This window comes from Pseudomonas typographi (assembly GCF_014694385.1).
GTDB classification, from domain to species: domain Bacteria; phylum Pseudomonadota; class Gammaproteobacteria; order Pseudomonadales; family Pseudomonadaceae; genus Aquipseudomonas; species Aquipseudomonas typographi.
In genome coordinates, this window is record NZ_JAAOCA010000004.1 from 127,815 (window position 1) to 150,654 (window position 22,840).

Consider the following 22,840-nt stretch of genomic DNA (forward strand, 5'->3'; position numbering starts at 1 on the left):
CGGCCTATGCGCTGAGCGAAGCCATGCAGGCGTTCGTTGAGCGCACCTGCAGCTTCGCCAGTAAAGACCCAAGCCTTGCCGCGCAACGCGAAGCCTACCTGCGCATGGCGGCGGCCTTTACGCCGCCAATGCCGGCGGGGCTGGTGCAAACCGACCACAGCCCCCACGGCGGCCCCCCGCTGCGTAGCTACCGCCCGGCCCAGCCGTGCCCGCCGGGTGGCTGGCCCACCCTGATGTACCTGCACGGCGGCGGCTGGACGCTGGGCAACCTGGATTCCCACGACTTTATCTGCCGCCCATTGGCCCTGGCGCTGGGCGCCCATGTGGTGGCGGTGGACTACCGGCTGGCGCCGGAGCACCCCTACCCTGCCGCACTGGAGGATGCAATTACGGCCTGGCGCTACCTGTGCGCCCAACCGCACGTCGATGCACAGGCGATGCTGGTGGCCGGCGACAGCGCCGGTGGCAACCTGGCCGCCGCCCTGTGCCTGGCGCTGCGCCCACACGGTGGCCCGCAGCCCTGTGGGCAAGCGTTGATCTACCCGTTGCTTGGGCCCGGCGGCACCCCGGCTTACCGGGAACACGCCCATGCGCCACTGCTCTGCGCCGAGGACGCCCAGGCCTGCTTGCGCGCTTACCTCGGTACACCTGCCGCCCAGGGCGCGCTGGCCCTACCATTGCAGGCCGATACCTTGGCGGGCTTGCCCGCCGCGTTTATCGGCGTGGCGCAAATCGACCCCCTGCGCGATGACGGCGCGCTGTACCGCGACCGCTTAGCCGCGCAAGGGGTGGCGGTCGAATGGTTGGAAGTAGCCGGTTGGCTACACGGCGGCCTGCGTGCCCAGCACAGCGAGCAGACGCGATCCCTGGTGGAGGCCATGCTGGCTTGGATGGCGCAACGGCTGGCGGCGGCCCGGCAGCCAGCGCAGAGCCCCGGCGGTTAGCTGGGCCCGAGCGGTGCGTTTTGCTGCCGTGCAGCGTTCCTCGACCATAGCATTCACCCGCTCACTGTGGCGGGTTCTGAAGCGCCCATTGCCACGTAAACACCCTTCCATTGGGCGCCCGCACCACTTCGGTGCAATAATTCTACGGGTAAAAGCTGCCCAAACAGTCAATACTTTTTCGGTAACTTCCAGTAGGCCGGGCCTTTAATGGGCCTTCCTTGTGGCGGTTAAACCTGGCACGTATCCTGCCAAACAACTGTATACAAGTAATGCCCTAGAAGTACCCACTTTCAGGCAGTACAAGAATACAGGAGTATCAATATGCCGGCGCCTACTCACCGTTACAGCCCCCGCTTGTACAACGCCGACCTCGGCCCCGCACCGCAAACCTGGAACTGGTACAACATATTCGCTTTCTGGATGAGCGATGTGCACAGTGTCGGCGGCTATGTGTTCGCCGCCAGCCTGTTCGCGCTGGGCCTGGCGAGTTGGCAGGTGCTGGTGAGCCTGTTGGTGGGCATTTGTATCGTTCAGGTGGTGGCTAACCTGGTAGCTCGGCCAAGCCAGCAAGCTGCGGTGCCGTACCCGGTGATTTGCCGCCTGGCGTTCGGTGTGTTCGGCGCGAACATCCCGGCCGTGATTCGTGGGCTGATCGCGGTGGCCTGGTATGGCATCCAGACCTACCTGGCCTCCAGCGCATTGATCGTGGTGGCCCTACGCTTCGCGCCGCAGATGGCCGCGTACCAACAGTCAACCTTCCTGGGTTTGTCCTATTTGGGCTGGATGTGCTTTCTCGCGCTGTGGCTGATACAAGCCCTGGTGTTCTGGTGGGGCATGAATGCAATCAAGCGCTTCATCGACTGGGCGGGCCCGGCGGTGTATGCGGTGATGTTCCTGCTCGCCGCCTGGGTGGTGTGGCGTGCCGGCTGGGGCAACATCAGCTTCACCCTGGGCAGCAAGGGCCTAAGCGCCGGTGAAAGCGCCTGGCAAATGGTGATGGCGGTTGCCTTGGTGGTGTCGTATTTTTCTGGGCCCACGCTGAACTTCGGCGATTTCAGCCGCTATTGCCGCAGCATGCATGACGTGCGCCGCGGCAACTTTTGGGGCCTGCCGGTGAACTTCCTGGCTTTTGCCGTGGTAACGGTGGTGATCGTTTCGGGTACATTGCCTATCTTTGGGCAAATGCTCCAAGACCCGATCCAAACCGTGGCCCGCATCGACAACACCACCGCCGTGCTGTTGGGCACCTTTACCTTCGTCACCGCCACCATCGGCATCAACATCGTGGCCAACTTCGTGTCGCCGGCCTTCGATTTCGCCAACGTCGCGCCCAGCCGCATCAGCTGGCGCGCCGGTGGCATGATCGCCGCCGTGGCGTCGGTGTTCATCACGCCGTGGAACCTGTTCAACAACCCCGCGGTGATCCACTACACCCTCGACATCCTCGCCGCGTTCATCGGCCCGCTGTTCGGCATCCTGCTGGTGGACTTTTACCTGATCAAAAAACAGCAGATCGACGTGGACGCCTTGTTCGACGATACCCCGCAGGGCCGCTACTGGTATCGCAACGGCGTGAACCGCGTGGCGGTGCAGGCGCTGGTGCCAGCGGCGGTGGCGGGCCTGGCCGTGGCCTTCGTCCCTTGGCTGCAGCCCGCGGCGAACTTTGCCTGGTTCATCGGTTGTGGGTTAGGTGGCTTGATCTACCTGGTGCTAGCACGCCGCGAACAGGTTCAACCAGCAGGCAGCGGATTAGAGGCTGGGGCACGTTAACCCATCGCCACAGTGGCGGCGGCCTTTAAGTGTTTACTCAAGGCATTATGTTGACCAGCCAGTGACGAAGGTGGGCCGGCGCTACAGGCTTATGCATCAACGGGATGCCACTTGACATGGCGTCTCGCAACCGTTCTGGCGCGGTGTCGCCCGTGACCAACAGAGCGGGAATGTGCAGGCGATGGTGCTGGCGCAACCGGTTGATAACGTCAGCACCGTCGGCTCCCTCGCGCAAACGGTAATCACAAATAATAGCGTCAGGTGCAGCACCTTGAAGGCTGAGCGCTTCGGCCAGGCCTTCGGCAATCGTGCAGCGCGCGCCCCAATCCTGGATCAAGTCAGCCATCCCCGTGCGAACCGCCTCATCGTCATCGATCACTAGCACATGGGCGCCGGCCAACCGATCAGCATCGTCTTTCGCAGTGGTTGGGAAGGTTCCACCAAAGTCCAAGGCCACGAAGGCAAGATCCTCGTACAAGCCGTAGACCACTCCATAGAGATCCCGAAAAGCCCGCAAACCGGCCTTCCCACCGGCAAACGTGTGCACGGCGCGATGATCGTCAGTAAGGAAATCGACAAGGCTTCGCCCAAGTTGTACCAGGCACTCACCTCGGGTGAGCAAATGAAGACCGTGACCCTGGAGTTCTACCGCATTGCGCCGAAGGGTACCGAGGAAAAATACTACACCGCGACCCTGGAGAACGCCGTGCTGGTGAGTATGAAATCCTGGACGCCAAACTGCCTAGACCCGAACAACAGGCAAATGGGCCATATGGAAGACTTGGCTTTCACCTACGAAAAAATCACTTGGACCTATGAGCCCGACGGTATCGAAGCGGAAGACTCCTGGCTGGCGCCTAAGGTTTAAGCTCGCCACATGCTAGGCTCTGTACAAAATGTTCTCGAGCGAAGGTCGGGCAAGGCGAGAACAGGCGAGGAAGCGGACTGGGCCCGCATGCGGGTTTGCTGATTGTAAATGAGCATTCCGTGATGACACCCGTGATGACATCCGTGCCTGTTTTAACGCAGCATCATCGAGAGCGGATACATTTCGTACAGAGCCCCGTGGGGTGTCGCGGAAGTTCGCGTTACCCTTGGTTGGAGGTGTCGCTGCCGGGCACCGCGCCAAGGTGGCGTAGCAGGCTCTGCATGGGTGAGGACAGCGCGTGCCAATCGCCAAAGCACAGGCACAGTTGGCGGCGCGCCCAATCGTCTTGCAGGGCCAACACCCGGTAGCCGTAGCGGCGCCGGTAGCGGCCAGCGACACGCTGCGGAACAATGCCCAAGCCGATGCCGTGGGCGACCATCTCACACAGCCCTTCGAAGGTCTTCATGCGGATGCGCAGCGCCAGGGCCCGGCCAGCGGCACGGGCATGCTCGTCAATATGGTCTTGCAGCGCGTTGCCGGGGGCCAGCCCAACGAAAGGCTCGCCGAGGACATCAGCCAGGCGAACCGTGCCCTGTTGGGCGAGCCAATGCCCAGCGGGGGCGATCAGCGCCAGGTGGTCCTTGGCGACCGGCTGTAGCTGCAAGCCTGGCGCCTGAACCGCATCGGACACGATGCCGGCCTCGGCTAGGCCGGCGCTGATGGCGGTGATGATGCGCGCGCTGGTCCGCTCTTTGAGCGCCACGTGCAGGCGTGGGCGCTCGGCCAGCCATGGCGCAAGTTTGTGGGGCAGAAAGTGCGCCAGTGCGGCGGTGTTGCCGTACAACTGCACAGTACCCTGCGCCCCCGCTGCGAAACCCTGCAACTCGCCGCGCAGCAGGGCTTGCTGGCGCAGGATCAGCCGCGCGTGGTGGGCCAGCGCTTCCCCTGCTTGGGTGGGCACCACCCCACGCGGGCGGCGCTGCAGCAGCGCAACGCCGGCATCGGCTTCAATGCTGCGCAAGCGCTCGCTGGCCGAGGCCAGGGCCAAGTGAGCCCGCGCGGCGCCCTGGGTGATGCTGCCGGCCTCCACTACGCAGAGGAACAAGCGAAGGTCTGCAATGTCGAGCCGCATGGCGCCAACCCTGTGCCAGCCTTCGGAAAAACCGAAGGGTTATGTGAATAAACCGCATTGTGCCGAACGCTTGGCGAGGCTTCAATATCGGCATGTACGAATCCTCGTTTTTCCTGCCGCTGGTGGCCCTGGCGTTCTTCGCCGCCGGCGGCGTCAAGGGCATCACCGGCATGGGCCTACCGACTGTGGCCATGGGCCTGCTCGGCACCGCCATGCCACCCGCCGCCGCGGCAGCGATGCTGGTGCTTCCATCGTTGGCGACCAACGCCTGGCAGTTGTTCGCCGGGCCAGCCATGGCACGCCTGTGGCGGCGCTTATGGCCGATGCTGCTGGGCATCGTGGTCGGTACGGCCGGCGGCGCCGCATTGCTGGTGCGGGCCGCGCCGTCGTGGTCGGGGCTGGCACTGGGCCTGGCGCTGTTGGGGTATGCCGGCTATGCGCTGTGGGCGCCACCGCTGTCGCTGCCTTCGCGGCTGGAACCTTGGTTGTCACCGCTGGTTGGCCTCACCACCGGCGTGATCACCGGTGCCACCGGTGTGTTCGTGATGCCCGCCGTGCCCTATCTACAAGCCCTGCGCTTGGATAAAGACGAGCTGGTGCAGGCGCTCGGGTTGTCGTTTACCGTCTCCACGTTGGCGTTGGCCGCTGGGCTGCTCGCCCATGGCGCTTTGCGCGTGGAACAAGTGAGCCTCTCGGCGCTCGCCATCGCTCCCGCGCTGGCAGGGATGTGGCTGGGGCAACAGGTGCGAGCACGAATCAGCGCAAAACGCTTCCGGCAATGCTTTTTGCTGTTCCTGATGTTGTTGGGGCTGGAGCTGACGGTGCGGCCTTTTTTGTAGCCGTTTACTTTCTTATCGCGATCAACTTCTTCCTGTACCAAAGCGCAGGTGCCCGTTCGGCTGCCTGTGGCACGGCCAATCACTACTGTGCGGGGCGTATAACATTCAGGATTGAAGCCACGCCTAGCGGGCGGCGTCAATACAGGGAAACGAGGCCAATAGGCAAAGATAAATAATGAAGCCCATTAAATGAAAAAATGAACGGTAAGATATCCGCGTTGAAAACTTGAATAATTTTTATAAAAAAACTGAATGGCCCACGCTGAAATTTCCAGCCTATACCTATGGCCCAGAGGGGCCTATGGGGATATCGAGGTACATCACCAGCAGAGGGCCCTATGCTTAAGGGAGAGGCTTTTACTTCACTCGTTCGCGGCATGACAGTTCCGTTAGGCGGCTTAACACCCTTCCTGGTGCGGTGTTTTGAAAGTTCGCACGAGCATTGACGCGTGAAGGTTGCTGTCGGGGCAAGGCGTCGTGACGTGCCATAGCAGGGCTATGGCGAGGCGCGGTAACGCAGGCCGCCAGCAAAAGGCACCGTCAAACGGGAACAGCCAACTTCTGAAACACCACCTAGACCCGGAAGGGAGACGGCGACAGGACCACACCATTCTCTTCAGCATAGGTTTGCCAATGCTCGATGAGCTCTGCCAATTTTTGCGGGTGGTTTGAGGCAAGGTCTTGGATTTCCCCCCGGTCCTTGCTCAGGTCATAGAGCTGCCAAGTTTCCGGCCCCACCGGGGCAGGAATGTAGACCGCCTTCCAGTGCCCCTGGCGGATGGCGCGCATGCCGAACAGCTCCCAGCCGGTGACCGTTCCTTCGTCATGCACGTGTTCTGTTTCTCCCAACAGATAACTCAGCCAAGACTTACCGCGTGGTACGGCAACGTCCCGGCCCCGCCAGCGCTTGCCGGGGTGGGGCACGCCAGCGAGGTCGAGAATGGTCGGGGTGATGTCCATCACCGTGCCAAAGCCATGGCTGATCGTGCCCTGGCGCGCTACCTGCGGATAGCGCACCAGCGCCGGGACGCGGATGCCGCCTTCAGTGGTGAAGGCCTTATACAGCCGCGAGGGCGCGGTGGCCGCCTGGGCCCAGCGCGGGCCATACCAAACGTAGGAGTTGGCGCGGCCGATGTTGGCCAGGCTGTTGTCATAGTGCTGGTCGAGGAAGCTCTTCAGCTTCGGGCCGAATTTCGGGAAGGCCTCCAGCAGCGCGCCCTCTGCGCCGTTGTCGGACATGAATAGGATGAAGGTGTCGTCCAGGTCGCCCTGCTGGCGCAGGTGATCGATGACGCGGCCGATGTTCCAGTCCATGCGTTCCACCATGGCGGCATACACTTCCATGCTGCGCGCGGAAATGGCGCGTTGTTCCTCGCTTAGCTGTTCCCACTCTTCGCTCAGCGCCACCACTGGGTGCGCCTCGACCTGCGGGTCGGCCAAGCCGAGGGCCTTGAGGCGGGCCAAGCGCTCCTGGCGCAGGGCCTCCGGGCCGGCATCGTAGCGGCCCCGATACCTGGCTACCACATCAGCCGGCGCCTGCAACGGCCAGTGCGGCGCGGAAAAAGGCAAGTAAGCGAAGAACGGCCTATGCCGGTCGCGCTGCTCGAGGTACTGGAGCAGCTTGTCGCCGAAGGCGTCCGAGGAATAGAAGCCCTCGGGCAGGGCTTCGACGAAGCGGTCATCCTCGATGTACAACGCCGGGGTGCTCTTGAGAATGCCGGGCGTCGTCTCGTCGTAGGGCGGCTCGTAGCCATAGTGGTTGGCGGCCCCGGGCAGCAAGGAAAAGGAGCGTTCGAAACCCCGGGCGTGGGGCGCCTGTTCAGCAGCCAGGCCGAGGTGCCATTTGCCGCTCATCAGGGTCTGGTAGCCGGCCTCGCGCAGCAGTTCGGGTAATGCCACCACGCGTTCGTTGAGGTAGCCCTCGTAGCCGGGCTTGCCGATCTGCTCGGGGGCGATGGCTTCGGCCATGCTGCCAATGCCAGCGATATGATGGTCGGTGCCGGTCAGCAGCATGGAGCGGGTCGGTGAACAGGTGGGCGCGGCATGGAAGTCGGTCAGGCGCAGGCCCGCCGTGGCCAGCGCATCGAGGTTGGGCGTGGCGATTTCGCCGCCGAAAGCGCCGATGTCGGAAAAACCGAGGTCGTCAGCGACGATGATCAGGAAGTTCGGGCGTTTGCTCATGATGGCCCCTATGCGGCATATAAAAATTCAATGCGTTTCAGCGATAAGCTGATAATTAAGAAGTTTCGCCGGGTCAATACCAATGCATTTGGTAACTATATTTTATGCTCACAACTCATGAGCTGATGAAACCCGCGAAAACAGTGGCTTATGCAATTAAGATGCGACACGCATACATTAATATTATTTAGCTTCTTTCCTGCTTGTACCTATCGTTTCGCCGCGAGGTACGCCGGTTGGCGCACCCGCGAACACACGCAGGAGTTCAGCCCATGACTACGCTCTTCAAAAAAATGCTCGGTGCCCTGGCCGCTCCCGCCCTTTATGGCCTTTTGGCTGCCTCGACGGCGGTTCAGGCCACCGAAACGCCCAAGGAAATCCGTATAGCCGTGCCGGACCTGAGTGCAGGCGATCAACACAGCGGCGGGGGCGTGGTGGATGTACTGCGCAGCCAACAGATACTTGAAAAGGCATTCGCGGCGGACGGCATCCAGGTCCAGTGGCGCTTCTTCAAGGGCGCCGGGCCGGTGATCAACGAGGCGCTCGCCAACGATCAGGTGGATTTCGCCTACCTGGGTGACCTGGCGGCGATTATTGGCAAAGCCAATGGCTTGAATACCCATCTGCTCAGCGCCACCGCGCGCAACATCCGGCTGTATCTTGGCGTGCTGCCGGGCTCGGGGATCAAGACACTGGCCGACCTCAAGGGCAAGCGTGTGGCGATTTTCCGGGGTACCGCCAGCCAGTTGTCGTTCGACACCGCGCTGGCCAGCCAGGGCCTGCAGGAGCGCGATCTGCAAGTGATCAACCTGGATGGCAACGCCGCCAATGCGGCGCTGGCGGCCCGGCAGATCGATGCCACCTGGGGCGCGACCAACTTAATAGCCTTGCAGCAGCGCGGCCTGGCCGAATTGCCGCTTAATACCGACGACCTACAGGGTGCCGGCAGCATACAGGCCGTACTGGTCGGCAGCGATGCGTTCGTCAACCAGCACCCGGACTTGGTGGCGCGCTTCGTCAAGGCGCAGCAAAGCGCGGTACAGTGGCTACGCAATGGCGAAAACAAGCAAGCCTATGTCAACCTGGTCTCCGGCTTGGCCAATTATCCGCAAGTGCTGCTGCAGACCGATCTGCAAGACGCTGACTTCAACCAGATCTTCGACCCCCGCCTGGACCCGGCTTTCCTCGCGCGCCTGCAAGCAGGTGTCGACTTGGCCGCCCAGCAGCGCCTGATCCGCCAGGGGTTTGCGGTGAGTGAGTGGGTCGATGGCAAGTATCTCGAGGCCGCCTTGCAGCAGGGCCAGGCGGCCGTTGCCAGCCGGGAGGCGGCTCGCTAGCACCTCGATTCGCGGTTGCGTCGCAAGGGGCCGCTCAGGCCGCCACCGCGCTGGCCAGCCTGTGATCCTGCTCTACCAACAGGTCGATCATCGCCCGTGCCGCCGGTGACAGGCGGTAGCCGGTGCGGGTCACCAAGCCGCATTGGGCGGTAAGGCTCTCCAGGTTTTTCGGCAGGTTGCGCAGATGCAACTGCACCACTTTGCGTTCTGTCAGGCTCTCCTGCAGCGCTTCATAGGTACCGATACCGATCGCATTGGTGTTATGCACGATGCGTTTGAGCACAGAGAAATGCTCGCATTCCACGTGCAGGTCGAAATTTTCCTTCCCGCTCAGGTTTGCCAGCACCTTGCGCGCGCCCATGGGAATACGCCCGGCGGCAAGCGGATAGTCGAACAAATCGTTGGTCGACAGGCTCTCCTTGGCCAGCAGTGGATGCCCCGGGCGGCAGAAGAACAGCCCACGGCGACGGGTGAGCGGCTGGGTCTGGAAACTGGGGTCGGCTTCGAAATGGCGGGTGTCGGCAATGAAAAATTCTATCTCGTCACGCACCAAGCTGCGGCTGAGGTTTTCCCAGTTGTTCACTTCGAAGCGGGTGTGAATGCGTGGATGGCGCTCGATGAAACAGGCCATCGCGTCCGGTACTAGCTTTGCCGCCAGTGCGGGGCCGCAGCCGAAGCGCAGCTCGCCGGCGTCCAGCTTGGTCATTTGGTTGATTTCATGGGTCAGGTTGTTCGCACCGCGCACCAACGCAAGGGCGTGCTGCATCACCACGTGGCCTTCGGGCGTGGGGCGTAGGTCCTTGGCGCCACGGTCGACCAGTTGGCAGCCGAATTCCTGCTCCAACCCCTGGATGCTGCGGCTGAAGGCAGGCTGGGTGATGCCGATGGCGTCGGCGGCGCGGACGAAACTGCGGTGTTCGACCAGTGCGAGAAAATAGCGGAGTTGGCGCAGATCCATGGGTGCATTCCTGGCATGAGAAATATAAGGCGAAGGTATTTGCCCCGTCTCAGCAGCTGGTTTTAAATGCAGTCTCTTATTCCGTCAATCAAAGTTAATTAATAAATTTAGACCATAAAAGAATATAAAACAGCCATTGCGCTCAGGGAGAAGACCATGCTCCGCCTACCGCCGCCCCCTCAGGTTATCCGGCCGAACGGCCCTACACGATTGCCGTTGGCACTTCGCTAGACAGCAAGGGTGAGGCGCTGGCCCGCGCCGACTCACTTCGATGTTTTTTCCGCACATCACGCCCGCGTGATGCGGCCCGTCATTGCCCGAAAACCGAGTTTGAACAAGGAAGCGCTTCATGAGTACGCAACGGCACAACCCTCGGCCCCGCACCGCCCATCCGCGGCTATCGCGGCGCCTGGCCACCCCCGAATACGCTCTGGCGCTGCTTTTGGCGCTCGCCGTAGGCCCGGTCGCTGATGCAGCGGCCGAGGAGACCGCCGCGGGTGCGGTGGTCGCGGGCGAAGATGACGTCGCGCTGGACAAAGTCACCGTCACCGCGCGCCGCCGCGAGGAAAACGCCCAAGACGTCCCGACCCCGATCACCACCCTGAACGCGGCGACGCTGGAAACGCAGAAGATTTCCCGTGTACAAGACCTGCAGCAGATGCTGCCGAGCGTCAACGTCGCGTATATCCATGCTCGCCAATCCAGCGTGGCGGTAAGGGGCATCGGTAACAACCCGGCCAGCGACGGCCTGGAGGGCAGCGCTGGGGTGTATCTCGACAACGTTTACCTGGGCCGCCCTGGCATGGCGGTGTTCGACCTCCTCGACATCGAGCAGCTCGAACTGCTCCGTGGCCCCCAGGGCACGCTGTTCGGCAAGAACACCACCGCTGGGGTGCTCAACATTAGTACGCGCAAGGCCAGCTTCACGCCGGAACGCTCGGTAGAAGTCTCTGGCGGCGAGCGCGGCTATTTCCAGGGTAGGGGTAGCGTTTCCGGCGGCCTGACCGAAACCCTGGCCGGGCGGCTCTCTGCCTACCGCACACGCGACGATGGCTATATCAAAAATACCTACAACGGCCACGAGCTCAACGGCGGCGAGCGCGAGGGCGTGCGCGGCGAATTGCTGTTCAAGCCCAGCGACGACTTCAGCCTGCGCTGGATCAACGACTACAACGAGGAAGACTCCAGCAATGGCACTATGGTGGTCTACGGGGCACCGGCCATCTACTGGCAGCGAGCGGCCCTGGTCGGCGCCTCGCCGCACCGTGACCCGGACGACAAAAAGGTCAACCTTGACAGCCGGCAGAGTGTCAGCGTGCACCAGGGCGGCAGTTCCGTGGAGGCCAACTGGAAGCTCGGTGGCGGGTTCAATCTCACCTCGATAAGTGCCTACCGCTACTGGCACTTCACCCCCGCCAACGACGACACGCTGAATGTCTCGGCCATAGTCAATACCGGGGTGGAAGTGCATGATCGGCAGTTTTCCCAGGAATTCCGCCTGGCTTCGCCCACCGGCGGTGCCCTCGACTACGTAGTCGGCGCGTACCTGTTCCGGCAAGACTTGGGCAACAAGACCTTCACCGACTACGGGCCGCTGGCCGACTCGTTGTTCCTCCCGGCGCCGGCCAGCAGCCTGGGCGCCTTGGGCAACGTTCGCAGCAAGGCCAACGGCAAGGTGGTCACCGACAGCTATGCGCTGTTCGGCCAGGCGACCTGGCACATCACCGACCGCCTCGACTTCACCGCCGGCCTGCGCGGCACCTACGAAGAGAAGCAAGCCCAGATCGAGCGCTTCGCACCGGTCGGTGGCGCCGCATTGTCCGGGGCGGGGTTGGCGTTGCGCACTGCGCAGGTGGGCGCTTATGACTCGGGCGATTTGAGCCTGCACAATGCCGCACCCTCCGGCCTGCTCAGCCTGAGTTACCGCTTCGACGAGCACCTGCTCGGTTATGCCAGCCTTTCCCACGGCGAGAAGTCCGGCGGGGTCAACCTGGCGGTCGGCAGCGCGCCGAGCGCGGGCGCCGACTCGCTGCTGGTCGGCCCGGAGCGTGCCAACGATGCCGAACTTGGCTTCAAGAGCACGCTGTTCAACAACCGCCTGCAGTTCAACGCGAACCTGTTCTGGACCGGCGTGCATGGCTACCAAGCCACTACCCTTTATCAGGCACCAGGCTCAACGCAACTGGTGCAGGTGCTGGCCAACGCCGGCAGCGTACGCTCTCGCGGCGTCGAATTCGAAGCCACGGCGAGGCCTTTGCGCGGCTTGACCCTCAGCGCCAACGGCTCCTACAACGACGTCACTTACCTGTCGTTCAAGGACGCGCCCTGCCCGAGCGAAATCAGCACCGTCGCTGGCGCGCCGGCCTCTTGCGACCTCACCGGCGAACGCGTGGTCGGCGCATCGAAATGGATCGGCAACCTCTATGGCGAATACGCCTGGCGCCTGGGTCAGGGCCTTGAGCCCTACGTCGACGCCAGCTATTCGTACCGTTCCGAGGCCGAAGGTACGCTGGACAATTCCAAGCTTTCGCAGATCGACGGCTACGGCCTGGTCAACTTGGCCGCCGGCATACGCACCGACTTCGGCGACGGCCAACTCGACGCCTCTGTCTGGGTGAGGAACGCCACCAACACCGATTACTACCTCAGTGCCTTCGCCACCCTCAACGGTGCGTACACCGCCTCGGTAGGGCAGCCGCGCACTGCGGGGGTTTCCCTGCGCTACGACTTCTGACGTGACGCCACATCGCTTTCCATCGCTGCAAGAGGAGCTACCCATGAGCAATGCCACACTCGCCTACCGTAAAACGCCCCACGCACTGGATATCCACCCGGTGGCGGGTCGCATCGGCGCGGAAATCCGCGGCGTGCAACTGGGCGCCGAACTGAACACCGAAACCGCCGACGCCATCGAGGCGGCCCTGGTCCGCCACAAGGTGATCTTCTTCCGTGACCAAGATTTAGACGATGCCGGGCAAGAAGCCTTTGCCAAGCGGCTCGGCACACCGGTCGCGCACCCCACGGTGCCGGTCCGCGAGGGCACCGACTACGTGCTTGAGCTCGACGGCGCGGATGGCCGCAGGGCCAACGCCTGGCACACCGACGTAACCTTCGTCGAGGCCTACCCGAAGGCGTCCATTCTGCGCTCGGTGGTCGCCGCCGGGGCGGGTGGCGACACCGTCTGGGCAAACACCGCAACGGCCTATGGCGACCTGCCCGAACCGTTGCGCGAACTGGCCGACCGGCTCTGGGCCGTGCACAGTAACGAACATGACTACGCCGGGTTGAAGCCCAACGCCGACCCGGCCCGGCTGGAGGAATACCGCAAAGTGTTTGCCTCGTCTGTGTATGAGACCGAGCACCCGCTGGTGCGCGTGCACCCGGTCAGCGGCGAACGCACCTTGCTGCTGGGGCACTTCGTCAAGCGCATCAAGGGCCTGCCGTCGGCCGACTCACAACGCCTGGTCGAAGTCTTTCAAAGCTATGTCACCCGCCCGGAAAACACCGTGCGCTGGCGTTGGCGCGTTGGCGACGTGGCGATCTGGGACAACCGCGCCACCCAGCATTACGCCATCGACGACTACGGCGACCAAGCCCGCGTGGTGCGCCGGGTCACCCTGGCCGGTGACGTGCCGGTCAGCATCGGCGGCGAACGCAGCCGCACTCTTCGCCAGCACTGACCGCGCGCCCCTCCCATTAAGGAAAGGCCCAGGAGATAACCATGAGCACCACAAGCACTGCACGGCCCGGTGCGGGCCACGACGATACCTTCAAGGTCGTACCGCTGGCCGCCCCATTGGGCGCGCAAGTATACGGCCTCGACGGCCGCAAAGACCCGGCGCCGAACCAGGTACTCGCACTTAAGCAGGCCTTGCGAGACCACCACATCCTGGTCTTTCACGACCAGCGCCTCGATGACGCGCAGTTCCTGCGCTTTACCACCTGGTTCGGCTCGGTGTTCCAGCCGCACCCGGATTTCCCCGTATTGTCATCGGGGGCCAACGGCAAAGCGCCAGACATCGTCAAGGTGGCCAACACCGAGGACGGTGAGCTGGGCAACTTCGCCCTGCCGGGGCATGTCGATCATCAATGGACGCCGACGCCGTCGTCGGGCTCGCTGCTCTATGCGCTGGAGGTACCCGAACAAGGCGGGGAAACCACCTGGACCAACCTGGCGCTGGCCTACGACGCCCTCGATGGCGATACCCGGCGGGAAATCGACGGCCTCAAATTGATCAACTACAACCCCTTCGTGCGCCTCAAACAAGGTGGCTACAGCGGCACCTTCGTCACCTACCGCACACCAGACATCGAGGCGATCCAGGGCACCGAGCATCCGCTGGTGCGCACGCATCCGGAAAGCGGCAGGCGCCTGCTGTACCTGAGTGTACACACCGAGGTGGAGATCCCCGGATACCCGCCGGAGCGCGGCAAGGCGCTGATTGCGCGGCTGCGCGAACATCTGCAGAACCGGCGGTTTTCCTACACGCACAGGTGGCAAGTCGGCGATATCGTGTACTGGGACAACCAGGCCACCCTGCACGCGCGCAATGCCTTCCCTGCCGAACAGAAACGGCGCCTGAAGCGCATCAGCCTGGCGGGTAGCCGGCCGTTCTGAGCCGTTGGTCCCTGATGGCGCAGTCGCTCGCGCTTTAAGCGCTCAGTGGGCTGCCACAATACCTTTCAGCTTGGCCGTATGCGCCGCGAGCGCATCCATCAGCTCGGGAGAAAGGCAGTCGTAGGGCTCCAGGCCGATCTCGCGGATCCGCCCACGGATGCCGGCCATTTCAGCGACCGGGGTGCCGGTTTCAATAATGGAGGAAACGAACGCCGCGAAGCCCGGTGCGGCCCAGCCTGTTTGCGGTGACAGTTCGGTATGGACGAAATCCAGGCCATAGAAAGCGTGATCCTTGTTTTCGATACGCCCATACAGGTGGGCATGGCAGCCTTTGCACGCGTGCCGCTGAATCGTAGCGCTCGGGTCTACGACCTCAAGCTTATCTGCATTGGCCGTGACGCTGACCTTGTCGCGAGGGACTACGGCAATCACCGCGAACTTGGCACCGGCCGGCTTCCAGCACTTGCTACAGCCACACGCATGGTTGTGCAGGGTTTGCGCCGCCACCTTGACCTCGACTTTGTCGGTAGGGCACAGGCATTGAAGGGTGCCACCGGCAAAAGCGGGGGCAGCGGGTTTAATGCCATTATCAAGCGCAGGATGGAGTTTTACGTGGCTCATGTTGTATCTCCAAGTCTATTCACAGGGGATTTAGCTGATCACCGGAGCGTGCGCCCCGGGTTGCTGGCTCAGTACTTGATGACGGTACGGATCGATTTACCCTCGTGCATCAAGTCGAAGGCTTCGTTGATGCGTTCCAGCGGCAAGGTGTGCGTAACGAACGGCGCCAATTGGATTTCGCCACTCATGGCGTCTTCGACCATCTTCGGCAACTGAGTGCGGCCTTTCACACCACCAAACGCAGAGCCTTTCCAGGTACGACCGGTCACCAACTGGAACGGGCGCGTCGAAATTTCCTGGCCCGCCCCCGCTACACCGATGACAATCGATTGGCCCCAGCCGCGATGTGCGGACTCCAGCGCGGACCGCATTACATTGACGTTGCCGATGCACTCAAAGGAATGGTCGACACCCCAGCCGGTCATTTCGATGATGACCTGCTGGATAGGCTGCTCATAGTCCTTCGGGTTGATGCAATCGGTAGCCCCGAAAGCCCTGGCCAGCTCGAATTTGGCTGGGTTGGTATCCACCGCGATGATCCGACCCGCCTTGGCTTGCCGCGCGCCCTGGATAACCGCCAGGCCGATACCCCCCAGGCCAAAGACGGCCACGCTATCGCCCGGTTGTACCTTGGCGGTGTTGTGCACCGCACCAATGCCGGTGGTGACACCGCAACCCAGCAGGCATACATGCTCATGGTTGGCTTCAGGGTTGATCTTGGCGACAGAAACCTCTGCCACCACGGTGTATTCACTGAACGTGGAACAGCCCATGTAGTGATACAGCGGCTGGCCTTGGTAGGAAAAGCGCGAGGTGCCGTCGGGCATCACGCCTTTGCCTTGGGTCGCCCGCACGGCTACGCAGAGGTTGGTCTTGCCCGATTTACAGAACAGGCATTCTCCGCATTCGGCGGTATACAGCGGAATAACGTGATCACCCGGCTTGAGGCTGGTCACACCGTCACCCACTTCAACCACTATGCCAGCGCCCTCATGCCCCAATACCACCGGGAATAGCCCCTCCGGATCGTCCCCAGAGAGGGTAAAGGCGTCAGTATGGCAAACACCGGTGTCGGTGATCTTGATAAGCACCTCACCGGCGCGGGGCGGTGCAACATCGATTTCGACGATTTGGAGAGGCTTACCAGCCTCGAAGGCAACCGCTGCACGAGATTTCATATTAACTCCTGGAATACAGGTTATTTACTGGGGGGTAGTATATACAGATACTCAGGGGGAGTACATGACCACTCGTACGATTCAACAGTCGCCATTCCCGCCGGGCCCGGGCGGACTACATGAGGCGCATTCCTTCGGGTTGCCAGATATACTCCCCCGCTGAATCGACCAGCAGTACCGACGTCAGGAGCACCAGATGCCTCATTCACCTCTCGAGAAAAAACGCGTTTTAGGGCGTATAAAGCGCGTGCGCGGCCAACTGGCCGCACTGGAAACCGCCCTAAACGAAGGCGCAGAGTGCGGGCCCGTGTTGCAGCAGATCGCGGCGATCCGAGGCGCGGTGAATGGTCTGATGGCTGGCGTGCTGGAAAGCCATTTGCGCGAGCAATTCATCGACGCCACGCAAGCCACGGAATCGCAAAGCGCGTCGGTCGATGAAGTGATTTCTCTGGTACGGACCTACTTACGCTAGTACAGCGCTATCGAACGGCTGCGTTGTTGCGTGGCTCAATGCCAGGGCCACACGGCACGCGAGGTACCAGGGCGGGCGCGGGCAATACCGGCTCGACTCAAACGCCGACCTGTTTGATGCCGTCGGTGCCCCGGGAAAACGGAGCGACAACCGCCCAGGCAGTAAAAACGCCAAAACCCTCTTGATCGGTCACTGAACTGCAACATTACCGTCCTTTTTCTGCCATCCGCACACCCCACAATCGCCGCCAATGAGATCGATCTCACACAGGCGAACATGACCGATTTGAAGGCTGTAGCACTACTGGCAGGGGTATCACGGGCCACCGCCGCGCGTGCCTTCGCCTCGCCCGATGTGGTCCGCCCGGCGACCCGAGAACAGGTGTTCGCCGCCGCTCGCGCGCTGAACTTCCGCCCCAATCGCATCGGCCGGCAGTTGCGCCAGCAGGCCACGCGGCTGCTGGGCGTGGTGGTGCCCAATTTGCTCAACCCAGTGTTCGCCGAGCAGTTCCAGGCGATGGAACACGCGGCGCGGGTGCACGGCTACAACTTGCTGCTGGCCACCACGGACTACAACGTGGAACGTGAAGCCGAGGTGGTGGAGGATTTGTTGCGCCAGCGCGTCGACGGCCTGGTGCTGACCGTCACCGAGGCCCACGACAACCCCCTGCTCGACGCGCTGAGCCGGGAGGTCACGCCCTTTGTACTGGCGTACCACCAGCCGCTGCGCGATGACTTCAGCGCCGTCTCGGTGGACAACCGCGCGGGCATGGCCATGGCCACCGAGCATTTGCTGCAACTGGGCCACCGCCGTATTGGCATGGTCGCCGGCCCCGCGCTGCAGTCGGACCGTTCGCGTCTGCGCTACCTCGGTTACTGCGATGCCCTGCGCGCCCACGGGCTACCCAGTTTGCCGATCATCGAAATGCCTGCCCATACCCAAGCCGAACTGGCCACGCTCACGCCACACCTACAGCGCCCGAACGCACCGACAGCGCTGGTGTGCTCCAACGACCTGCTGGCCATCAGCGTGATCGCCGAACTGCGCCGCGGTGGCCACCAGGTGCCACGGCATCTGTCGGTAATCGGCTTCGATGGCATCGCCTTGGGCACGCAGATGCACCCGTCGCTGTGCTCGGTCGTGCAACCCATCGAAGCGCTTGCCCTGGCCGTAATCCAACAATTGCTGGCACAGATCGATGGCGCCGCCCCCGCATCCGTTTGCCTGCCCTGCCATATCCGCCCCGGCGAAAGCATCGCCAACACTTGGAGCAAACCCCATGAAAAGGTCCGCTAGTACCCTGGCTGCCGTGTTACTGCTGGGCGTCGCCCGCCTCGCTGCGGCCGCTGAAACGGCCATCTGCTACAACTGCCCGCCGGAGTGGGCCGACTGGGGCACGCAATTACAGGCTATCGCCGCCGATACCGGCGTACAGGTGCCGCTGGACAACAAGAACTCGGGCCAGGCGCTGGCACAATTGGTCGCCGAGCAAGCGGCGCCGGTGGACGACGTGGTCTATTACGGCGTGACCTTCGGCCTGCAGGCGCAAAAAGCCGGCGTGCTCGACACCTACAAACCCAAAGGCTGGGACGATATCCCGGCCGGCCTCAAGGACCCGCAGGGGCATTGGTTCGCCATCCACTCCGGCACCTTGGGCCTGATGGTCAACGTCGATGCCCTGGGCGGCAAACCGGTGCCGCAGAGCTGGGCGGACCTGCTCAAGCCGGAGTACAAGGGCATGGTCGGCTACCTCGACCCTTCCAGTGCTTTCGTCGGCTACGTCACCGCCGTGGCGATCAACCGTGCCATGGGCGGCAGCCTGGACAACTTCGAACCGGCCTTGGCGTTTTTCCGCGAGTTGGCCAAGAACTCGCCCATCGTGCCCAAGCAGACCGCTTATGCACGGGTTTTGTCCGGCGAGTTGCCGATCCTGGTGGACTACGACTTCAACGCGTATCGGGCGCGCTACACGGACAAGGCCAATGTGGCCTTCGTGATCCCCCGTGAAGGGACGGTGTCGGTGCCTTATGTGATGAGCCTGGCGAAGAACGCACCGCACCGCGCCAACGGCGAAAAAGTCTTGGATTACGTGCTGTCCGACAAGGGCCAGGCACTCTGGGCCAACGCCTACCTGCGCCCGGTTCGGCCGGTGAAGATGGCGGATGATGTGGCCAAGCGTTTCCTCCCCGCAGCGGATTACGCGCGTGCCGGTACCGTCGATTACGCCCAGATGGCGGCGGTCCAGGAAGCGTTCAGCGCGCAATACCTGCGCGAGGTCAAATGATGACCGCGCTGGGCCAGCCAAACCTTGCCTTGGCCCGCCGACGCTGGCGATTGCCGGCACCGGCAACCTTCGCACTGGTGCCCGCCCTGGCCGTACTGACGGCTTTCTGGATACTGCCTCTGCTGCAACTGATCGCCCTTGGCACCCAGCACCGCGACGGCCCGTCCAGCGCCTATTGGCAGGTCCTGAGCAGCGCGCAATACCTGGGTAGCCTGGCACAAACCTGCACACTGGCGGTGGTGGTCACCGCCGCCGCGTTGCTGATAGGCGCGGTAGTCGGCTGCTTTTTGGCGCGCCAACGCTTCTGGGGGCGCTCGGCGCTGGTGGCGTTGCTGACCTTCCCGCTGGCCTTCCCCGGGGTGGTGGTAGGTTTTCTGGTGATACTGCTGGGTGGTCGCCAAGGCTTGGCGGCCAGCGTGGGCCTGAGCGTGTTCGGCCAGCGCTGGGTGTTCGCCTACTCGCTGATCGGGCTGTTCATCGGCTACCTGTACTTTTCCATTCCACGGGTCATCCTCACCGTCATGGCCGCCTGCGAAACCCTCGATCGCAGCCTTGAAGAAGCCGCGCGCTCATTAGGTGCCCGGCCCTGGCGGGTGGTGCTGGACGTGATCGTGCCGGGCCTGGCGCCGGCGCTGGTGTCTTGCGGGGCGATCTGCTTCGCCACGGCGATGGGCGCCTTCGGCACCGCCTTTACCTTGGGCACGCAGCTGAATGTAACGCCAGTGGCGATCTACAACACCTTCACCAATTACGCCAACTTCGCCATGGCCGCGGCGCTGTCAGTGGTGTTGGGCGCGATCACTTGGGCAGCGCTGCTACTGGCCCGGCGCCTGATCCGGCAGACGGGAGCGACGTTATGAAACGCACCGCTGGCTTTTATGGGCGGTTGCTGTTCGTGCTGTTGGTGTGCGCGTTCATGCTGGTCCCGGTGTTGATGTCGTTGCTGGCGGGCCTGACCCGCAATTATTTCCAGGGGGTGGTTGCCAGTGGCTTGACCCTGGGCTGGCTGCTGCAGGTCTGGGCGGCCTATGCGGATACGGTCTGGCTTTCGCTGCGGCTGGCCGTAGCCTGCGCGGTAGGCGTGGTGATGATCGGGGTTCCGGCGGCCTATGCCTTGGTCCGCATGAACAACCGCTTCAGCCGCGCCTTCGAGGAATTGATGGTGCTGCCCGTGGCAATGCCCGGCCTGGCCAGCGCCCTGGCCCTGTTGCTGACCTACGGGCAATACGGCGCCTTTCGCGGCAGTTGGCTGTTTATTCTGGTGGGGCACGTGATCTTCACCTTGCCGTTTTTGGTTCGCCCGGTAATGGCGGTGATGCAGCGCCAGCACCTGCCAGTGCTGGAAGAGGCGGCAGCGAGCCTGGGTGCCGGCCCCCTGCAACGCTTCTTCACCGTCGTGGTGCCGAACAGCCGCGCGGGGATTCTCGCCGGGGTGCTGATGGTGGTGACCTTGTCCCTGGGTGAGTTCAACCTCACTTGGATGCTGCACACACCCATGACCAAGACTCTGCCCGTGGGCCTGGCCGACAGCTACGCCTCGGCGCGGTTGGAGGTCGCCAGCGCCTATACGGTGATCTTCTTGCTGTTGATCGTCCCTTTACTGATTGCCCTGCAGGCCATCAACCATCATCTCGCCCGTGGAGACCGTCCATGACCGGCACCGCTATTCGCCTCGAAGGCTGCCGCAAAACCTTCGACAACGGCACCGTCGCCCTGCACTCGCTGGACCTGCACATCCACCCTGGCGAGACGCTGGCGATCCTCGGCCCTTCCGGCTGCGGCAAGACCACCACCCTGCGGCTGATCGCCGGCCTCGAACACCCCGACAGCGGCCGTGTGCTGTTCGGCGAGCAGGACGTCACCGCCCTGCCGATCGAGCGCCGCGACGTGGGGATGGTGTTCCAGAACTATGCGCTGTTCCCCAACCTCGATGTGGCCGGCAATATCGCCTACGGGCTGAAAATCCGCGGCATGCCCAAGGCCGAACGCACTGCCCGCTGCGCCGAGCTGCTGGCGTTGGTAGGGTTGCAGGACCACGGCCGCCGGGCGGTCCACGAATTGTCCGGTGGCCAGCGCCAGCGCGTGGCCTTGGCCCGGGCACTGGCGCCGCGCCCACGGGTGCTGTTGCTCGACGAACCATTGGCGGCGCTCGATGCGCAACTGCGCGAGCGCCTGCGCAGCGAACTGGATCAACTGCTGCGCCACCTGGGCATTACCGCGGTGTTCGTGACGCACGATCAAGGCGAGGCCATGGCCCTGGGCCATCGTATCCTGGTCATGGAGCACGGCCGCGCCGCGCAATTGGCCAGCCCACAGGCCCTCTACCAGCAACCGGCCAATGCCTTCGTTGCCGGTTTTGTCGGCAACCTCAACGTGTTTCCGGTACTCGCCCGCAGCCCTTGCGGGGTCAAGGTGCCGGGCGGCGACCTGCCCTGGAGCACGGCGGACTTTCCCGACACGCTCTACTGCCGCCCTGAGCACGTGCGCATCGCCGACGGTAACGGCCACCTGCACGGGCACCTGCTTGCGCAGTTTTTCCAGGGTGCCCACAGCCGGCTGCTGGTGGACGTGGGCGGTGCCCAACCGCTGCTGGTCGACTGCGATGAATTCGGCAGGCACGGCATCGGCGATACGCTCGCGCTGAGCATCGCGCCGCGCCATCTATTCTGTTTGCAGGGCCGCGGCACGCGCAGCGAGGTCAGCCCATGAGCCGGCCCTTCCTCATCGCCCAGATCAGTGACCCGCACCTCAAGGCCGGCGGCAAGTTCAGCTACGGCGTGGTGGACACGCTCGGCGCGTTGCAGCGAATGGTGGCGCACCTCAACGCCAGCGTTCCACAGCCCGATGTGGTGGTCATCAGTGGCGACCTGGTGGACTTCGGCCGCGCCGATGAGTACGCCGTGCTGGCGCCGGTGCTCGGCCAACTGACCATGCCGTTTTATCTGGTGCCGGGCAACCACGACGACCGCGAGCAATTACGGATGGCGTTCACGGGCCAGGCCTGCTTGCCGGTCGACACCACAGCGCCAACCCTGGACTGGGTGGAAGACGCCCTGCCGGTGCGCCTGATCGGCTTGGACTCGACGATTCCCGGCGCCCACGGTGGCGGCTTGACCCACCGCCAACTCGCCTGGCTCGACCAGCGCCTGGCCGAACGGCCGCACAGCCCGACCCTGCTGATCCTTCACCATCCGCCTTTCATCACCGGCATCGGCCACATGGACCGCGAGCCGTTCGCCAACGCTGCGGCGTTCGAACGGCTGGTGGGCCGGCATCCGCACGTGGAGCGCCTGCTGTGCGGGCACCTGCACCGCCCTATCCAAAAGCGCTTCGGCGGTACGGTGATCAACGTCTGCCCCGGGACCTCCCATCAAGTCGTCCTGGACCTGCGCGAAAGCGCCCCGGCGCATTTCAGGCTGGAGCCGGCGGGGTATCTGCTGCACCGCTGGCACCCAGAGGAAGGGCTGGTAACCCATGGCGGGGTGGTTGGGGATTATCGCGGGCCGTTTCCGTTTTATGACGCTCGGGGGTTGATCGATTGAAGCCGATGGTAATCAGCGTGACCGAAACAAACACGCTACTTGCGAAACTCAATAAAAAGCCAACAACTACGATAACGGACCCACCACACCAAAATC

General features: G+C 63.1%; 21 protein-coding genes. 15 read left to right on the plus strand and 6 right to left on the minus strand.

The genetic code is table 11. From position 1 onward, the window contains the following. Nucleotides 1-23 precede the first annotated feature (23 nt). Both HAQ05_RS04220 and HAQ05_RS04225 read left to right on the plus strand, forming a co-directional pair. Nucleotides 24-944 carry an alpha/beta hydrolase gene (locus HAQ05_RS04220; protein ID WP_238936455.1) on the plus strand — a complete coding sequence of 307 codons (921 nt, stop codon included), beginning with the start codon at nt 24-26 and terminating at the stop codon, nt 942-944. A 321-nt stretch (nt 945-1,265) separates the two neighbouring features. After that, the gene (locus HAQ05_RS04225; protein WP_190417724.1) at nt 1,266-2,714 is read left to right on the plus strand and encodes an NCS1 family nucleobase:cation symporter-1; all 1,449 of its coding nucleotides are present in this window, start codon (nt 1,266-1,268) and stop codon (nt 2,712-2,714) included. 37 nt (nt 2,715-2,751) lie between these two features. On the opposite strand, the gene HAQ05_RS04230 is transcribed toward HAQ05_RS04225, so the two are convergent. After that, the gene (locus HAQ05_RS04230) at nt 2,752-3,204 is read right to left on the minus strand and encodes a response regulator (RefSeq protein WP_338050114.1); all 453 of its coding nucleotides are present in this window, start codon (nt 3,202-3,204) and stop codon (nt 2,752-2,754) included. Here HAQ05_RS04230 and HAQ05_RS04235 point away from each other — a divergent pair. Further along, the gene (locus HAQ05_RS04235) at nt 3,100-3,582 is read left to right on the plus strand and encodes an Hcp family type VI secretion system effector (RefSeq protein ID WP_190417728.1); all 483 of its coding nucleotides are present in this window, start codon (nt 3,100-3,102) and stop codon (nt 3,580-3,582) included. The two genes, HAQ05_RS04230 and HAQ05_RS04235, sit on opposite strands and share 105 nt — an antisense overlap. Nucleotides 3,583-3,802: 220 nt before the next feature. Here the strand turns inward: HAQ05_RS04235 and HAQ05_RS04240 are convergent, their stop codons facing one another. After that, nucleotides 3,803-4,714 carry a LysR family transcriptional regulator gene (locus HAQ05_RS04240; RefSeq protein ID WP_190417730.1) on the minus strand — a complete coding sequence of 304 codons (912 nt, stop codon included), beginning with the start codon at nt 4,712-4,714 and terminating at the stop codon, nt 3,803-3,805. A gap of 92 nt (nt 4,715-4,806) precedes the next feature. Here HAQ05_RS04240 and HAQ05_RS04245 point away from each other — a divergent pair, with 92 nt between their 5' ends. After that, complete coding sequence (locus HAQ05_RS04245; protein WP_190417732.1) at nt 4,807-5,553, plus strand: sulfite exporter TauE/SafE family protein; 747 nt, start codon at nt 4,807-4,809, stop codon at nt 5,551-5,553. A gap of 573 nt (nt 5,554-6,126) precedes the next feature. Here HAQ05_RS04245 and HAQ05_RS04250 read toward each other — a convergent pair. Then, nucleotides 6,127-7,734, minus strand: coding sequence for an arylsulfatase (locus HAQ05_RS04250; RefSeq protein WP_190417733.1), 1,608 nt, complete (start codon nt 7,732-7,734; stop codon nt 6,127-6,129). Nucleotides 7,735-8,006: 272 nt separating this feature from the next. Here HAQ05_RS04250 and HAQ05_RS04255 point away from each other — a divergent pair, with 272 nt between their 5' ends. After that, entirely contained in the window at nt 8,007-9,071 is a 1,065-nt protein-coding gene (locus HAQ05_RS04255; RefSeq protein ID WP_190417736.1) for an ABC transporter substrate-binding protein, read from the plus strand. A 34-nt stretch (nt 9,072-9,105) separates the two neighbouring features. On the opposite strand, the gene HAQ05_RS04260 is transcribed toward HAQ05_RS04255, so the two are convergent. Further along, on the minus strand, nt 9,106-10,029 hold the full coding sequence (locus HAQ05_RS04260) for a LysR family transcriptional regulator (protein WP_190417738.1): 924 nt from the start codon (nt 10,027-10,029) through the stop codon (nt 9,106-9,108). Between the two features lie 349 nt (nt 10,030-10,378). Between HAQ05_RS04260 and HAQ05_RS04265 the strand changes: the two genes are divergently transcribed. From HAQ05_RS04265 to HAQ05_RS04275, 3 genes are read left to right on the plus strand one after another with little or no spacing between them, the layout of a single operon-like run. Continuing rightward, nucleotides 10,379-12,763, plus strand: coding sequence for a TonB-dependent receptor (locus HAQ05_RS04265; protein ID WP_190417740.1), 2,385 nt, complete (start codon nt 10,379-10,381; stop codon nt 12,761-12,763). A 43-nt stretch (nt 12,764-12,806) separates the two neighbouring features. Further along, nucleotides 12,807-13,709, plus strand: a complete 903-nt coding sequence (locus tag HAQ05_RS04270) for a TauD/TfdA dioxygenase family protein (RefSeq protein WP_190417742.1) — start codon at nt 12,807-12,809, stop codon at nt 13,707-13,709. A gap of 41 nt (nt 13,710-13,750) precedes the next feature. Beyond that, a complete protein-coding gene (locus tag HAQ05_RS04275) occupies nt 13,751-14,647 on the plus strand; it encodes a TauD/TfdA dioxygenase family protein (protein WP_190417743.1) in 897 nt (298 codons plus the stop codon). 42 nt (nt 14,648-14,689) lie between these two features. Here HAQ05_RS04275 and gfa read toward each other — a convergent pair whose 3' ends face one another. Both gfa and HAQ05_RS04285 read right to left on the minus strand, forming a co-directional pair. Next, entirely contained in the window at nt 14,690-15,268 is a 579-nt protein-coding gene (gene gfa, locus HAQ05_RS04280) for an S-(hydroxymethyl)glutathione synthase (protein ID WP_190417745.1), read from the minus strand. A gap of 68 nt (nt 15,269-15,336) precedes the next feature. Then, nucleotides 15,337-16,446, minus strand: coding sequence for an S-(hydroxymethyl)glutathione dehydrogenase/class III alcohol dehydrogenase (locus HAQ05_RS04285; protein ID WP_190417747.1), 1,110 nt, complete (start codon nt 16,444-16,446; stop codon nt 15,337-15,339). Between the two features lie 196 nt (nt 16,447-16,642). On the opposite strand from HAQ05_RS04285, the gene frmR reads away from it, so the two are divergent. The 7 genes from frmR (at nt 16,643) to HAQ05_RS04320 (ending at nt 22,744) form a co-directional block, all read left to right on the plus strand. Beyond that, on the plus strand, nt 16,643-16,918 hold the full coding sequence (gene frmR, locus HAQ05_RS04290; RefSeq protein ID WP_190417749.1) for a formaldehyde-responsive transcriptional repressor FrmR: 276 nt from the start codon (nt 16,643-16,645) through the stop codon (nt 16,916-16,918). A 276-nt stretch (nt 16,919-17,194) separates the two neighbouring features. Beyond that, entirely contained in the window at nt 17,195-18,214 is a 1,020-nt protein-coding gene (locus HAQ05_RS04295; RefSeq protein WP_190417751.1) for a substrate-binding domain-containing protein, read from the plus strand. Beyond that, nucleotides 18,198-19,202, plus strand: a complete 1,005-nt coding sequence (locus HAQ05_RS04300; RefSeq protein WP_190417753.1) for an ABC transporter substrate-binding protein — start codon at nt 18,198-18,200, stop codon at nt 19,200-19,202. The genes HAQ05_RS04295 and HAQ05_RS04300 overlap by 17 nt, the downstream gene beginning before the upstream one ends. Next, complete coding sequence (locus HAQ05_RS04305) at nt 19,199-20,062, plus strand: ABC transporter permease (RefSeq protein ID WP_190417755.1); 864 nt, start codon at nt 19,199-19,201, stop codon at nt 20,060-20,062. The genes HAQ05_RS04300 and HAQ05_RS04305 overlap by 4 nt, the downstream gene beginning before the upstream one ends. Continuing rightward, entirely contained in the window at nt 20,059-20,856 is a 798-nt protein-coding gene (locus HAQ05_RS04310) for an ABC transporter permease (RefSeq protein ID WP_190417757.1), read from the plus strand. The genes HAQ05_RS04305 and HAQ05_RS04310 overlap by 4 nt, the downstream gene beginning before the upstream one ends. Further along, nucleotides 20,853-21,911 carry an ABC transporter ATP-binding protein gene (locus HAQ05_RS04315; RefSeq protein WP_190417759.1) on the plus strand — a complete coding sequence of 353 codons (1,059 nt, stop codon included), beginning with the start codon at nt 20,853-20,855 and terminating at the stop codon, nt 21,909-21,911. Before HAQ05_RS04310 ends, HAQ05_RS04315 begins: the two co-directional genes overlap by 4 nt. Next, nucleotides 21,908-22,744, plus strand: coding sequence for a phosphodiesterase (locus HAQ05_RS04320; protein ID WP_190417761.1), 837 nt, complete (start codon nt 21,908-21,910; stop codon nt 22,742-22,744). Before HAQ05_RS04315 ends, HAQ05_RS04320 begins: the two co-directional genes overlap by 4 nt. Nucleotides 22,745-22,840 lie beyond the last annotated feature (96 nt).

What these genes read in the sequence shown, in the direction of transcription:
- HAQ05_RS04220 (WP_238936455.1), top strand. Translation starts at nt 24, where the DNA reads ATGCAGGCGTTCGTTGAGCGCACCTGCAGCTTCGCCAGTAAAGACCCA.
- HAQ05_RS04225 (WP_190417724.1), top strand. Translation starts at nt 1,266, where the DNA reads ATGCCGGCGCCTACTCACCGTTACAGCCCCCGCTTGTACAACGCCGAC.
- HAQ05_RS04235 (WP_190417728.1), top strand. Translation starts at nt 3,100, where the DNA reads ATGGGCGCCGGCCAACCGATCAGCATCGTCTTTCGCAGTGGTTGGGAA.
- HAQ05_RS04240 (WP_190417730.1), bottom strand. Translation starts at nt 4,714, where the DNA reads ATGCGGCTCGACATTGCAGACCTTCGCTTGTTCCTCTGCGTAGTGGAG.
- HAQ05_RS04245 (WP_190417732.1), top strand. Translation starts at nt 4,807, where the DNA reads ATGTACGAATCCTCGTTTTTCCTGCCGCTGGTGGCCCTGGCGTTCTTC.
- HAQ05_RS04250 (WP_190417733.1), bottom strand. Translation starts at nt 7,734, where the DNA reads ATGAGCAAACGCCCGAACTTCCTGATCATCGTCGCTGACGACCTCGGT.
- HAQ05_RS04255 (WP_190417736.1), top strand. Translation starts at nt 8,007, where the DNA reads ATGACTACGCTCTTCAAAAAAATGCTCGGTGCCCTGGCCGCTCCCGCC.
- HAQ05_RS04260 (WP_190417738.1), bottom strand. Translation starts at nt 10,029, where the DNA reads ATGGATCTGCGCCAACTCCGCTATTTTCTCGCACTGGTCGAACACCGC.
- HAQ05_RS04265 (WP_190417740.1), top strand. Translation starts at nt 10,379, where the DNA reads ATGAGTACGCAACGGCACAACCCTCGGCCCCGCACCGCCCATCCGCGG.
- HAQ05_RS04270 (WP_190417742.1), top strand. Translation starts at nt 12,807, where the DNA reads ATGAGCAATGCCACACTCGCCTACCGTAAAACGCCCCACGCACTGGAT.
- HAQ05_RS04275 (WP_190417743.1), top strand. Translation starts at nt 13,751, where the DNA reads ATGAGCACCACAAGCACTGCACGGCCCGGTGCGGGCCACGACGATACC.
- gfa (WP_190417745.1), bottom strand. Translation starts at nt 15,268, where the DNA reads ATGAGCCACGTAAAACTCCATCCTGCGCTTGATAATGGCATTAAACCC.
- HAQ05_RS04285 (WP_190417747.1), bottom strand. Translation starts at nt 16,446, where the DNA reads ATGAAATCTCGTGCAGCGGTTGCCTTCGAGGCTGGTAAGCCTCTCCAA.
- frmR (WP_190417749.1), top strand. Translation starts at nt 16,643, where the DNA reads ATGCCTCATTCACCTCTCGAGAAAAAACGCGTTTTAGGGCGTATAAAG.
- HAQ05_RS04295 (WP_190417751.1), top strand. Translation starts at nt 17,195, where the DNA reads ATGACCGATTTGAAGGCTGTAGCACTACTGGCAGGGGTATCACGGGCC.
- HAQ05_RS04300 (WP_190417753.1), top strand. Translation starts at nt 18,198, where the DNA reads ATGAAAAGGTCCGCTAGTACCCTGGCTGCCGTGTTACTGCTGGGCGTC.
- HAQ05_RS04305 (WP_190417755.1), top strand. Translation starts at nt 19,199, where the DNA reads ATGATGACCGCGCTGGGCCAGCCAAACCTTGCCTTGGCCCGCCGACGC.
- HAQ05_RS04310 (WP_190417757.1), top strand. Translation starts at nt 20,059, where the DNA reads ATGAAACGCACCGCTGGCTTTTATGGGCGGTTGCTGTTCGTGCTGTTG.
- HAQ05_RS04315 (WP_190417759.1), top strand. Translation starts at nt 20,853, where the DNA reads ATGACCGGCACCGCTATTCGCCTCGAAGGCTGCCGCAAAACCTTCGAC.
- HAQ05_RS04320 (WP_190417761.1), top strand. Translation starts at nt 21,908, where the DNA reads ATGAGCCGGCCCTTCCTCATCGCCCAGATCAGTGACCCGCACCTCAAG.